Source organism: Arsenophonus apicola (assembly GCF_020268605.1).
GTDB classification, from domain to species: Bacteria; Pseudomonadota; Gammaproteobacteria; order Enterobacterales; family Enterobacteriaceae; genus Arsenophonus; species Arsenophonus apicola.
Window position 1 is genome coordinate 2837583 of the sequence record NZ_CP084222.1, and the last position, 12711, is coordinate 2850293.

Genomic DNA, 12711 nt, shown 5'->3' on the forward strand with positions numbered 1-12711 from the left:
ATTTGTTAAATCAAAGGATTATTTTTTTATTTATGTTTAACACCATATTTAATTAATATTGAGACTAATAAAAACTCTATCCTGCTTTATGCATCATTAAATTTACTAAGTCTTATATTGTTTCTAACATTTAATCTTTCTGTCTATTATTTATAGAGATAATTTTATATCTGAATGGCAATAATCCAATGAAAAGTGTACTAAATAGTCTCCCGGTATTTGTTGCTGCTGCTGAAGCTAACAGTTTCTCTCAAACAGCGGAAAAATTACATCTCACACGCTCATCGGTAGCAAAAAAAATTGCTCAATTAGAAGCAAGACTGGGTATTACCCTGTTTCATAGGACAACCCGCACGCAAAGTTTAACTGAGGAAGGAACGCTATATTATGAATATTGCCGACGTGCCCTCGATGAGATAGAAAAAATAGAAGACATCCTTGACAGTAGTAAGCTTGAAACTTGTGGCAAATTTAGGCTCTCCATGCCGGTATTATTTGGCCATTTATGCATAGCTCCGCTACTCATTTCTTTAATAAAACAGCACCCCAAACTAGAACTAGAAATGTCATTTAACGATCGTATTATTGATCTTATAGAAGAAGGAATTGATTTATCAATCTATATTGGCACACTACCTGATAGCACTAATCTAGTCGCAAGAAAAATTGGCAAACACCGTATGACAATTTGCGCTTCTCCCTCTTATCTTGTTCAAATGGGTGAACCACACACAATTATAGAATTGGCAAAACATTTCGCTGTTGCTTATAGCCATTCAAATCGAATACAAAAATGGCGCCTCAAAGATGATAACGGCGGTATATACGAATTCAGACCGAAAACAAGATTAATGATGGATGACATGCAAGCAATAAAAGATGCGATTATTTCAGATGCAGGTATTGCCTGGCTTCCTGACTGGTTAGTTAGAGAAGAACTGAGCAACGGGCGCCTAAAAGAGATTATGCCTCATGCTAGCCAAATAACTTTCTCTATTTATGCAGTATGGCCAAAAACACCTTACCTTTCGCGTAAAGTGCGTCTTATTGTTGATACTTTAGTTAATGATTTACCCGCTTATATGGAAAAAATTGCCGCGCCAAGCTGAGCAGATTTGTACTCACTGGTATTTTATGCCAGTGAGTACATCATCCAGCTTAAGCTATAAGACTAGCAATTTTTGCCTCAGCATTGGCAATCCCCTGTTCTTTTCCATGTGGTCTCATATCCATTCCTTCGGCATAGATAAACTCCACATCAGTGATACCAATTAATCCTAAAACCGATTTCAAATAAGGCGTCACTGCATCCGTCTGTTGTCCCAAATGGATACCACCACGAGAACTGACAACAACTGCACGCACACCTTCAACTAATCCCATCGGATAAGTTTCAGTATATTTAAATGTAACACCTGCACGAGTAACAAGATCAAACCAATTTTTCAGTTGGGTTGGCACATTCAAATTATACATGGGTGCTCCGATAACAACCATGTCACTCCGTTTTAGTTCAGCTATCAATTTATCTGATAGGGCGACAGCGTTAAAGGCTTTTTCACTGAAATTAGTCGCTCCTCGCATCGAATTAAACAGTTCATTATCCAATACAGGAAGATTAAGCGTGGCTAAGTCACGTATTGTAACTTCATCTTGTAATCCTTTTAATTGTCTTTTCGTCAGAAAAGTATCAATCAAGGAATTTGTTTGAGAATTATTTCCCATGATGCTGGATTTTAAAACAAGAATTTTATTCATAATACACTTCCTACTAAACTTTTATTTTATTATTTCAGCGCTGAAATTTTTATTACAAGCTTGTTACTTACAATGCATTAGATTTTACTACTAAAAAAAATTGTTAGTGTTGAAAGAAAGAATTTATATTGATTCAAATATTGCAACAATAAAAAAATAAAAGCCTCAAGCTAATATTAGTGAGGCTTTTATTTTTTCCAGCTTACGTTAATTATCTAATGTCTAATTGCCAGCAAATTATTTAGCTGTTTTTGTTTTTTTAGGCACTGAAGGTTTTTTCGTTGCTTTTAATTTTTTAGGCTCATTTTTCTTACCTTTTTTAATCGCAATTTTTTTTACCTTCTCATCTTTAGGAATTTCATATTCTAGGAAAATTTTAAGTAAACCATCATATAATTCAGCACTTTGAATTTTGGCATTTTTACCTAACGAATATTGAGCAGAGAACGATCTGTGAGAAATACCCTGATGAAGCCATTCGCCTTTTTTTGGTGTTTCTTCTTTATGATCACCAACAATAAATAATTGCCCATCAGAAAATGAAACATCTAAATCATTTTCAGTGAAACCTGGCACACTGATTATTAGTTCATAATGTTTATCATCAATTTTCTTTAAATTGTAAGATTCACTAGGTAATGCGAGTGGTTTAACACCCGTTAAGTGACTAAATAACTTATCTATTTTATTAAATCTATCTGAAAACAAATCATTTCTCAAATCTGAAAATAAACTTAATGGACGAATCATAATAAATCTCCTAATGTAGCTTAATTAAGCGTGGAAAACGTTGTTCTCTATTATTCTTATAGGAGTTACTACAGATTTTTCCAGTTATTTATTACAATTTAAATACACAGGCAAATAAAAAAACCTAATAAACAAGTATTTATTTAATTGGGCTCTATTGACTGATTTTTAATTTAATATCATCATAAATCAAAGCTTCAATTATCAAATTAATCCTAATGCTAACAAAATTTGGTGGCTACAAATTACAAAAAACACCTCCTTTATTTCCATAGCAAACATTGCGTTCATTGCCATTCTTTTAAGTGTTCTAAAATAGAACAAATTTACCTGAGCTAATTCAGCTCATAGCTTATTTTAGATAAATATTGATTACAATTAGCAAAATTTAGCGCTAAAGAATAAGGCATAAATAAACATTTATGCCCCATATTAATACGCCATAAAAAATAGAAATTTGTCTATAAGAAATAGCTTAAAATTAATTCGCTAGTTTTAAGCCAATTATCCCAGCAAAAATTAGCCCCAGGCTTAATAAGCGGAATAAACTCGCCGATTCACCAAGAAAAATAATCCCAATGGTCGCAGTACCCAGCGCACCAATACCTGTCCAAATAGCATATGCTGTACCGGCAGGTAAGGTTTTCATCGCATAAGCTAATAACCCTATACTGAACAACATGGCAACTAAAGTTATAATACTGGGGGTTAATCGGGTAAATCCTTGGGTATATTTCAATCCTATTGCCCAAACAATTTCAAGTAAACCGGCTATTATTAAAACCAACCAGGCCATCATTCCTCCTAATCACTCGGGGTCGTCCCCAATAAAATGCTATTTCTCAGGCCGTCCTGAACAACAGATGAAACTGAAAAAATTATAACCAGGCAATATTATAACTTCAACATTATGTATGATTACTTAATTGCTATTGAAGATTAGTTTATTTAGTTAAAATTTGATGTTCTATTTCTGTTACTATTTTCTGCAAAAGTGTCATAAATATTAGCCAATTTGCTTAGTTTTGTCACATTTTGGATGATAAATTATGCTTATCTATCCACCACAGCAATCGCAGCACCACCCTGGCAGTTTGTCACTTTTGTTACACTCAGTAGAAGTCTGCTGCATGAGGGAATTAAGACTGGCTATTTAACGCACGTTAATTAAACCGTCTGGCTAGCCATTGATACGGGTTGAAGAGTATATATTTTATTCGTTAAACGCTTTAGACTGTTAGCAATCTCTTGCCACTGGCAATATATTATTTTCTAGCGCAATCTTGTCATATTGAAAATGGCAGCGGTAAGGTTGGTTCAGATAATGAATTTTAGACCCCTAAAGCATAAAAAGCATTGATGAAATACGTATTAATCTTTTTACGGCAGAACGATTTGCTTTATCCAACATATTTACCGTAACGTTATCAATAATTAACGATATTGAATTTATACAAAAACTGCAGTTGGCAACAAAAAATAGGCCTGCACTTAACCGCTATTGAAGGAGACTAAAAACAAACCAGCAACAGCATATGTACAGGCAATTATCAGGAAAAGAATAACAACTATTATTACTTAATAAATTATATTAATAACCTAAAATCATCCTCCAAACTTATGAATCTGAGATTGGTTTATTTAATTGTTCAGCTAACACAGCCAGTGTTTGCATTTGCTCAGGTGTTTGAACCATTTTCCGATCACGTGTCGTGCGCATATCTCTAACAATACTCTCTAAACTTTGTTGACTTTCTGGTTTTAATAATTCCATGGTGGCAAGTAGTTGACCGGTACGCCCAACGCCAGCTCGACAATGCATTACTGGTAATAATTTATTTTCATCATTTATCGCGCTGCTTCCTTTTTCCTTATAAAAATTAATTTTTTTATCGACAACCGTATTAACATGCTCGGCTAATTCTTTTAATCCTTCATTACCTGAAGCCGTTAGATCCGGCCAATTAGAAACATGAATAACAGGTATGGTGACTTTAATATTTTGACCTTCATCGGTGACATGCAATAAATAGTCATGATAATCCAATTCGTCAGCCAATTTACCCTCACCTTTATCAATTACCGTCACGGCAACATCACCATATTGGTTGTCTTTTCTAAAATATTCGGGTAATCCGACGCCTGATTGTGGATTAATATCTTTGTCTGATGCTAATACAACTAATGCAGGTGTCCGATTAGCCACCAACATCTTAAAATAATCTTGCAGTGATGCAGGTTTTGGATATTGGCAAGCAATAGCAACATTTTGACCCGCAATTTGTACCCGATTAGCGGCTAGCGGCTGACCATTTGGAGCTGTCACCGCCGTTGCTTTTGCGGTCCAGATATTGCCAAATCGTTGATTCTCAACCTTCTGAATATATTGTGATTTGTCTAGTTTGGCATCACTAAATTCATCCATTAAGCGTTGAAATAAATCTTTAGCTAATATAGCGGCTTTCTGTTGCTCTTCTACCGGCAATGTACGTAGTGGTAATGTCGCTACGGGTACCGGTACCTTTGGATCACTTAACATTCTCTTTAATTTTGCCGGTAGCATATTAGTATCTATCGTATTTTCTAATTTAGTTGTATCTTCATCCATCCTAGCAGATGATCTTTTCTCCCGAGTGTAATTGCCCGCTGCTTTTTCAAATTGCTTAAGTAATTGCAACTGTGATGCATAATTTAATATTTTTTCGCTAGTTGAATTTTTTATTTCACTAACAATCTCTTCTGATCTCAATTTATTACCAGGTTTAGCTACTTCAGTTGCGGCAACCAGAAAAGCGTCACTTTCATATCCTTTAGTAGCGTGTATTACTGGTAATACTTTATTGGGATCATATACTGCTTGACTATTTTTTTGGTAAAGCTCGCTTGAATATTCTTGGCTTGTTTGATTAATACAATCAACAATAACTTTTAAGCCTTCATTATCGATGCTATTTTTTCCTAGCCCATTATTAATATGAATAATAGGCAGTTGATATGAACGGTTACCTTGCTTAATTTCTATTTCATACATATCACAGCAAAATTTACCCAACGATCTATCTTTAGACTGTTCATTAAGTTGAACCGACACACTACCATACTTGCCATTTTGTTTAAAATATTCAGGTAGACCTTTAGCTGCAATGTCCTTATTTGGTGCCAATACAACCAGTATTGGCGTTTGATTATCAGCTAGCATTTTAAAATAACTTTCTAAATACTCCGCTTTAGGATATTCACTAATCATTGCTACATTTTTGCCGCCAATCTGCACACGATTAGCCGGTAATATCCTACCATCCGGCGCTTCAACTCGCGTTGCTTTAGCCAACAAAAGTTTATCATTTTTTTGGCTAGCGAGATTGCTATCGTCATTGCCAATTGTGCTTACCGACGTCGATGACATCAATGTTTTAACTTCACCAGGTTGTAATTTAGCAACCCATTTTTCTGCTGGTATATCCAGAGTGTCTTTCTTGCCTAACGTTGGTAGACGAGAAAGCTGCGGTGGCTCAATTAACTTATTTTTCACCGCAGTTGATTTTGGTGCAAGTTCAGGTGGCGTTCCATCAATGTCAAAATTAAAACCACCATGACGTCGAGTTTTATTACTGTCCTGCTCCGTTTCGGTAGCAAGATGGGTTTTATGTCGTAACAAAACGGTCGACGAATCACTATCTTTGACAATTTCACGCCCTTGATAATAAGTTTTTTGTGTTCCGTCTTGACCGCTCGCTACCTCATTTGAGGCATAATTGATATTAGGTGTTATATTACTATAAATCGGTGAAGTATTAGGCATTATAAAATCCCTTACTTTTAAGTTAATCTATTATTTTTCAGCTACACATTGTTCTGATTTTTCAAGTAATAATCCAAAAATATCAACAATTTCATACTCATTGATCTCATGTAAAGGCAATCTCACCCATAATATAAGATGTTGTTCTTCATTAACTGCGGCAACCGGCTGCCAACGTAGCTGGGTCAAATTATTAAAATGCAATAAGGATAAGAGAGTAATATTTTTTTGCGTTAATTCATTTATATGGCCTAGATCAGTAAAAATATACCAATCAAACTGATTAATTAATCCTAGATAAAAGCGAAAATTATTATCAATAGTTAAACTAAAAGCTTCCTCTTTGGATGTTTTTTCTATTGGCTCAAGGCCAATATGATTAAAAAGTGATGATACTTTTTGGTGGAAAATAGCAAGTTGATGCACTAAACAATACCTCTTATCGATAAATAACTTCTTTACTCACCGCTTTTATTTAGCGTTTTTCTCAGTACTTATTAAATAAAATAAAAAAATGCTATTTAATACCACTCAATCTAAATTAATAAAGCAGAATAAACAGTCCATCTAAACAATTAAAAATTAATTATTATTAATCATCCCCTTTTACAGAAAATAATTATTAGTTACAAATAAAAAACGATACAACTGGCCAGTTTTACACTAATAGAAAAGGGTTCTATCGCATTAATGTAGAATGATTAAATTTATACAGGAGGTAAGGTTTTAGGCAACTAAAGCATAAAGGCATCTACTGGACGGATAACGTGCCCATTGATAGCGATTTGTTGTTCCGGGTATTATGTAATGTTAATTTCGTATTAATTATAGATAGTAACTAATTATTGAAGGCACTGTTGCAAATATCGTGATGCGACTGAACCGAAAATATCGCTAAAACAAAAATAGCCTGAAAATTTCAGGCTATTATTAGCAATAAAAAATGACGCTTCTATCACTCGATGGGTTGTTAACAAGCACCCTTCAACTAAAAGTGGTAGATGAGCTAAATATTATTTCACACGGGAAACATATTCACCGGAGCGGGTATCCACTTTGATTACCTCACCAATTTGCACAAATAGCGGAACTTTTACCACCGCGCCTGTACTTAATGTTGCCGGTTTTCCGCCCGTACCTGCTGTATCCCCCTTTAAACCCGGATCGGTATCAACCACTGCCAGTTCAACAAAATTCGGTGGCGTGATAGTAATAGGCTGTCCATTCCACAATGTGACAACGCAATCGGCTTGATCAATTAACCATTTGGCATTATCAGCGACTGCTTTTTCATCCGCAGCTAGTTGCTCAAACGTCTCATTATTCATAAAATGCCAAAACTCGCCATCATTGTATAGATAGGTCAAGTTCAGATCCATAACATCAGCACTTTCGACAGAATCAGTTGACTTAAATGTTTTTTCTAATAACTTATTAGAAATCAATTTACGGATCCGTACGCGAGCAAACGCTTGCCCTTTGCCTGGTTTGACAAATTCGCTTTCAACAATTGCACAAGGCTCGCCATCTAACATGATTTTAAGACCTGAGCGAAATTCATTGGTACTATAGGTAGCCATGGAAATCCTCTAAATTTTTTAAGTAAAAATGGCATAGCCAAAAAATGTTTAATATTGTAACTCAAAAAAGCCCCGCCAGAGAAGTCTGGCTACAACAACTTGCAGAAGCTGTCACTGATCCTGACGAATTGCTACGATTACTGTCACTACAAAATGACCCGGAATTGCATGCCGGAAGTGCCGCTCGTGCTTTATTTCCACTACGTGTGCCCCACCCTTTTATCGCAAAAATGCGGATCGGTGATGCTAATGATCCCCTTTTACGTCAAGTTATTACTTCAAAATCTGAATTTATTCTTACACCAACATTTTCAGTTGACCCATTAAATGAACACCATAGTCCGATTCCTGGACTATTGCATAAATATCAGGATCGCGTCTTACTGTTAGTCAAAGGAGGCTGTGCCGTTAATTGCCGCTACTGCTTCCGGCGTCACTTTCCGTATGAAGAAAATAAAGGCAATAAACAAAACTGGCAGACAGCATTAAATTACATTCAACGGCATACAGAACTTAACGAAGTTATTTTTTCAGGCGGCGATCCTTTGATGGCAAAAGATCATGAGTTAGATTGGTTGATGTCACAGTTAGAAACTATCCCCCATATCAAACGACTTAGGATCCATAGCCGATTACCAGTGGTTATTCCTGCACGTATTACCACCACACTTTGCCAACGTTTCAATGTTTCTCGACTAAAGGTAATTATGGTTACTCATATCAACCACGCCAACGAAATTGATAGCGAGTTTAGCCGTGCAATGGAACAGTTAAAACAGGTAAATGTTACCTTATTAAACCAAAGTGTCCTATTACGCGGCATTAATGATAATGCTGACTGTCTAGCTAAATTAAGTAATAAACTGTTTGAAAATGGAATACTACCTTATTATTTACATTTATTAGATAAAGTCCAAGGTGCCGCCCATTTTATGGTAACGGATGAAGAGGCTCGCATCATAATGAAAGAATTGCTTACTCGTATTTCAGGTTATCTGGTACCGAGATTGACCCGAGAAATAGGTGGCAAACTGAGTAAAACACCGATTGATTTGCAATTACAATAACAATTTAGCTAAATGCTTAAACGCATGACCCTATATTTATTCAGGATCATGCTTAGCATGCGTTATGGACACTTATAAACTTGTCCAATCATTTTACTATCAGTAGGAATAAAACTTGAGAGTAACGTTTCCGTTGGGCTATTAGCTCCATAAATAACATTTCCTCCCATCTCAGCCGCTTTATTACGTAAATCATTTGCTGCACCACGCAGTGAACTAGACTCATTATTTACGCCACTTAGCCAATTACTTTGTGTGCCTGTAACCAGCCCTAAATGCCGACATTCACTTCCAGGCTGGGCATTAACAAAACGAACTTTTTCACCCGCAGTGGTAATTTTATTGGTTGTTGAACAGCCAGCCAAGACTAATACTGTGACACCGAGCAATACTTTAATTCGCATGTTGTTCCTCATTTACTTTTAGCTATATATTAACCAACGCTTACATTACCGAATTTTTCTGCCAAATTAAGCTTATTATCAATAACAACCCAATAGCCAGCCAAAAAGTTTGGCTATCAATGTTCTATACACTGTGTTAACAACATTTTACCCTATTCTAGTAAATATACTCGGTTAAATCATATTATCGCAAAATTAAATCAACTTATGTGAAAAAATAGATTTAAAGCAAGTAATCAGTCGCTAGCAAAGCCTCAATGAAATTAAATCGCAAACAGATAAAATTTGATAATAAAAAACCCTGAGTCAAAAGTTAGACTCAGGGTTCTTCTTGGATAAGGATAATGATGTTAGGATCTTAACACCTTACATCATACCGCCCATACCACCCATACCGCCCATACCAGCAGCAGCACCTAGATCAGCTTTATCTTCTTTTGGTAAATCAGTTACCATCGCTTCAGTTGTGATCATAAGGCCGGCGATTGACGCAGCAAATTGTAAAGCGGAACGAGTAACCTTAGTTGGATCTAGAATACCCATGTCGATCATGTCGCCATACTCTTCCGTTGCAGCATTGTAACCGTAGTTATCTTCACCTTGTTTAACATTGTTAACAACTACCGCTGGCTCTTCACCCGCATTTTCAACAATTTGACGCATCGGTGATTCCATCGCGCGTAGTGCGATACGAATACCAACAGTTTGATCTTCGTTATCACCTTTCAACGCATCTAATACAGTTGCAACCCGGACGAGAGCAACACCACCACCAGCAACAACACCTTCCTCTACTGCGGCACGAGTTGCATGCAACGCATCATCAACACGAGCACGTTTCTCTTTCATTGCAACTTCAGTTGCGGCACCCACTTTAATCACAGCAACGCCGCCTGACAACTTAGCAATACGTTCTTGCAATTTTTCCCGATCGTAATCAGAAGTTGCTTCATCACGTTGTTGTGCTATCTGTTTGGCACGGGCATCAATCTCGCTTTTTTCACCAACACCATCAATAATAGTGGTGGTGTCTTTGTTAATGACGATGCGTTTCGCTTGTCCTAAATTTTCTAGCGTCGCTTTTTCCAACTCCATACCGATCTCTTCAGCGATAACAGTACCATTGGTCAGAATAGCAATATCCTGTAGCATGGCTTTACGACGGTCACCAAAACCAGGTGCTTTTACCGCAGCAACTTTTACAATGCCACGTAGATTGTTTACCACCAATGTTGCGAGCGCTTCACCTTCAACATCTTCAGCAATAATCAATAGTGGTTTACCCGCTTTAGCAACCGCTTCCAACACAGGTAATAATTCACGGATATTAGAAACTTTCTTATCTACCAATAGGATGTAAGGATTTTCTAATTCGGCAGAACCGGTATCTGGCTTATTGATAAAATAAGGAGACAAATAACCACGATCAAATTGCATACCTTCAACAACCGCCAGTTCATCTTCTAAACCGGAACCTTCTTCAACGGTAATAACACCTTCGTTGCCAACCTTTTCCATTGCTTCAGCAATTAATTTACCGACAGTTTGATCAGAGTTAGCTGAAATCGTACCAACTTGTTCAATCTCTTTATTATCAGCGCAAGGTTTAGATAATTTTTTCAATTCTTCAACTGCCGCAGAAACCGCTTTATCAATACCACGTTTTAAATCCATGGGATTCATACCTGCAGCAACTGCTTTTAAACCTTCGCTAACAATAGATTGAGCTAGTACTGTTGCAGTTGTTGTGCCATCACCTGCCGCATCATTCGCCTTAGAAGCAACTTCTTTTACCATCTGGGCGCCCATATTTTCGAATTTATCTTCTAATTCGATTTCACGCGCAACAGACACACCATCTTTAGTAATCGCAGGGGCGCCGAAAGATTTATCTAGAACGACATTCCGGCCTTTGGGTCCTAAAGTAACTTTAACTGCATCAGCAAGAATGTTCACTCCACGAAGCATTTTTGCACGGGCGTCAATACCAAATTTTACGTCTTTAGCTGCCATTGTTTCTTTCCTTTAAATTCATTCATTCTGAAGATCTAAGCGAGAAATTATTTTTCAACAATTGCCAGAATATCACTTTCTGACATAATCAAAACTTCGTCGTTATCAATCTTTTCTGTCTTCACGCCATAGCCGTCGTTAAAAATAACAGTATCGCCAACTTTCACATCTAATGGTTTATTTTCACCGTTTTCTAAGATGCGACCGTTACCAACAGCCAGCACTTTGCCTCGAGTTGATTTACCAGCAGCAGAGCCAGTCAGCACAATACCACCAGCAGATTTAGCTTCAACTTCTTCACGCTTGATGATAACCCGATCATGCAATGGACGTATCTTCATTAATAGATCTCCTATAAATAAAATCCATATAAAGTAAATAAGGATGATACTAGTATGTCTTATTAAACCAGTACCCTGTTTGACGAAATGGGGTCAATTAAAATCAGTTCAAGGGGCTATACAAAAAATTTTTCATTTTTTCTTTCTAGTTAAAAAAACAAAATCGTTAGCATCATTTATCATCATGATCTTATTTTTAAAAAAATTTGTCTTCATGTTTAATGCTGTTGGGTGGAGAATCAGATTTTCTATCAAACTCACCTTCATAAGTCTGCCCTTTTGAAGGGCGGTTGAAATTATCATTCGCTGCCCCGGCAGAATAAAAATGAATATACGGCATAAGCTTCATGACTATCAGTTTTTGGATCGGAGAAAATAGTAGTAACAAACCCAAAAAATCAGTAAAAAAACCAGGTAAAATTAACAGAATGCCGGCAATAACTAGGGCCACATTCTTAATCATTTCCTCGGCTGGATTTTCACCATCAGCTAATTTTTGACGTATTAACAATAAGTTCTTAATCCCCTGACTTTTTACTAAAGAAATGCCAAGGCATGAAGTTAAAACGACTAATATTAAGGTGGTTAATACACCAATACTCTCAGCAACCCTAACAAAAATAACCGCTTCTATATAAATTAACAGGCATAAAAGTATGAATGGAAACCAACGCATACAATTCTCCTAATATTTGCAAAAAAAGGCTAGTCTCTTGACTTAGCAAGATAAATTGTCTTCAAAAAACGAATATCACAATATTTGCTTTTTAAACCGTTAATACTTATATGATGCAGATCTATCATATATTTTTCAATGATAAAAAATTTTAATGTTTTTAATGGGTTATGTGAATATGATCACACATATCATATTTAATTCACTAAGATGCATATATAGTATTCCATATTTTGACTCTACCACTATTTCGGAATATATATCACGGTTATAATTAAAATCTTAGTTATTAATTTCAAATCTGACGTTAATATATCTCA

Annotated in this window: 12 protein-coding genes; 2 read left to right on the forward strand and 10 right to left on the reverse strand. The window is 36.1% G+C overall.

Annotated elements, in window-relative coordinates; genetic code table 11:
* Positions 1–188 precede the first annotated feature (188 nt).
* Positions 189–1109 carry a LysR family transcriptional regulator gene (locus LDL57_RS13460; protein ID WP_180559470.1) on the forward strand — a complete coding sequence of 307 codons (921 nt, stop codon included), beginning with the start codon at positions 189–191 and terminating at the stop codon, positions 1107–1109.
* A gap of 49 nt (positions 1110–1158) precedes the next feature.
* Here LDL57_RS13460 and LDL57_RS13465 read toward each other — a convergent pair whose 3' ends face one another.
* From LDL57_RS13465 to efp, 6 genes are all read right to left on the reverse strand, one after another.
* A complete protein-coding gene (locus tag LDL57_RS13465; protein WP_180559469.1) occupies positions 1159–1758 on the reverse strand; it encodes an FMN-dependent NADH-azoreductase in 600 nt (199 codons plus the stop codon).
* 237 nt (positions 1759–1995) lie between these two features.
* Entirely contained in the window at positions 1996–2508 is a 513-nt protein-coding gene (locus LDL57_RS13470; RefSeq protein WP_180559468.1) for an Hsp20 family protein, read from the reverse strand.
* A 481-nt stretch (positions 2509–2989) separates the two neighbouring features.
* Positions 2990–3304, reverse strand: a complete 315-nt coding sequence (sugE, locus tag LDL57_RS13475) for a quaternary ammonium compound efflux SMR transporter SugE (RefSeq protein WP_180559539.1) — start codon at positions 3302–3304, stop codon at positions 2990–2992.
* Between the two features lie 822 nt (positions 3305–4126).
* Positions 4127–6310 carry a protein-tyrosine phosphatase family protein gene (locus tag LDL57_RS13480; protein ID WP_225505954.1) on the reverse strand — a complete coding sequence of 728 codons (2184 nt, stop codon included), beginning with the start codon at positions 6308–6310 and terminating at the stop codon, positions 4127–4129.
* A gap of 30 nt (positions 6311–6340) precedes the next feature.
* Positions 6341–6736, reverse strand: a complete 396-nt coding sequence (locus LDL57_RS13485) for a CesT family type III secretion system chaperone (protein ID WP_180559466.1) — start codon at positions 6734–6736, stop codon at positions 6341–6343.
* A 587-nt stretch (positions 6737–7323) separates the two neighbouring features.
* Positions 7324–7890 (reverse strand): elongation factor P, encoded by a 567-nt coding sequence (efp, locus tag LDL57_RS13490; protein ID WP_180559465.1) that lies wholly within the window; start codon positions 7888–7890, stop codon positions 7324–7326.
* Between the two features lie 44 nt (positions 7891–7934).
* Between efp and epmB the strand changes: the two genes are divergently transcribed.
* Positions 7935–8957: an EF-P beta-lysylation protein EpmB gene (gene epmB, locus LDL57_RS13495; protein ID WP_225505962.1), complete on the forward strand. Its 1023-nt coding sequence runs from the start codon at positions 7935–7937 to the stop codon at positions 8955–8957.
* A 62-nt stretch (positions 8958–9019) separates the two neighbouring features.
* Here epmB and LDL57_RS13500 read toward each other — a convergent pair whose 3' ends face one another.
* The 4 genes from LDL57_RS13500 to LDL57_RS13515 all read right to left on the reverse strand — a co-directional run bounded on the left by LDL57_RS13500 (position 9020) and on the right by LDL57_RS13515 (position 12391).
* On the reverse strand, positions 9020–9361 hold the full coding sequence (locus tag LDL57_RS13500) for a DUF4156 domain-containing protein (RefSeq protein WP_180559463.1): 342 nt from the start codon (positions 9359–9361) through the stop codon (positions 9020–9022).
* Positions 9362–9727: 366 nt separating this feature from the next.
* On the reverse strand, positions 9728–11374 hold the full coding sequence (gene groL, locus LDL57_RS13505) for a chaperonin GroEL (protein ID WP_180559462.1): 1647 nt from the start codon (positions 11372–11374) through the stop codon (positions 9728–9730).
* 47 nt (positions 11375–11421) lie between these two features.
* Positions 11422–11715, reverse strand: coding sequence for a co-chaperone GroES (locus LDL57_RS13510; RefSeq protein WP_032116137.1), 294 nt, complete (start codon positions 11713–11715; stop codon positions 11422–11424).
* Positions 11716–11911: 196 nt separating this feature from the next.
* Positions 11912–12391: an FxsA family protein gene (locus tag LDL57_RS13515; protein WP_180559461.1), complete on the reverse strand. Its 480-nt coding sequence runs from the start codon at positions 12389–12391 to the stop codon at positions 11912–11914.
* Positions 12392–12711 lie beyond the last annotated feature (320 nt).

Excerpts from the sequence above, each read along its gene's own strand:
- LDL57_RS13470 (WP_180559468.1), bottom strand. The coding sequence starts at position 2,508 with ATGATTCGTCCATTAAGTTTATTTTCAGATTTGAGAAATGATTTGTTT.
- LDL57_RS13515 (WP_180559461.1), bottom strand. The coding sequence starts at position 12,391 with ATGCGTTGGTTTCCATTCATACTTTTATGCCTGTTAATTTATATAGAA.
- LDL57_RS13500 (WP_180559463.1), bottom strand. The coding sequence starts at position 9,361 with ATGCGAATTAAAGTATTGCTCGGTGTCACAGTATTAGTCTTGGCTGGC.
- epmB (WP_225505962.1), top strand. The coding sequence starts at position 7,935 with ATGTTTAATATTGTAACTCAAAAAAGCCCCGCCAGAGAAGTCTGGCTA.
- sugE (WP_180559539.1), bottom strand. The coding sequence starts at position 3,304 with ATGGCCTGGTTGGTTTTAATAATAGCCGGTTTACTTGAAATTGTTTGG.
- LDL57_RS13465 (WP_180559469.1), bottom strand. The coding sequence starts at position 1,758 with ATGAATAAAATTCTTGTTTTAAAATCCAGCATCATGGGAAATAATTCT.
- groL (WP_180559462.1), bottom strand. The coding sequence starts at position 11,374 with ATGGCAGCTAAAGACGTAAAATTTGGTATTGACGCCCGTGCAAAAATG.
- LDL57_RS13460 (WP_180559470.1), top strand. The coding sequence starts at position 189 with ATGAAAAGTGTACTAAATAGTCTCCCGGTATTTGTTGCTGCTGCTGAA.
- LDL57_RS13480 (WP_225505954.1), bottom strand. The coding sequence starts at position 6,310 with ATGCCTAATACTTCACCGATTTATAGTAATATAACACCTAATATCAAT.
- efp (WP_180559465.1), bottom strand. The coding sequence starts at position 7,890 with ATGGCTACCTATAGTACCAATGAATTTCGCTCAGGTCTTAAAATCATG.
- LDL57_RS13510 (WP_032116137.1), bottom strand. The coding sequence starts at position 11,715 with ATGAAGATACGTCCATTGCATGATCGGGTTATCATCAAGCGTGAAGAA.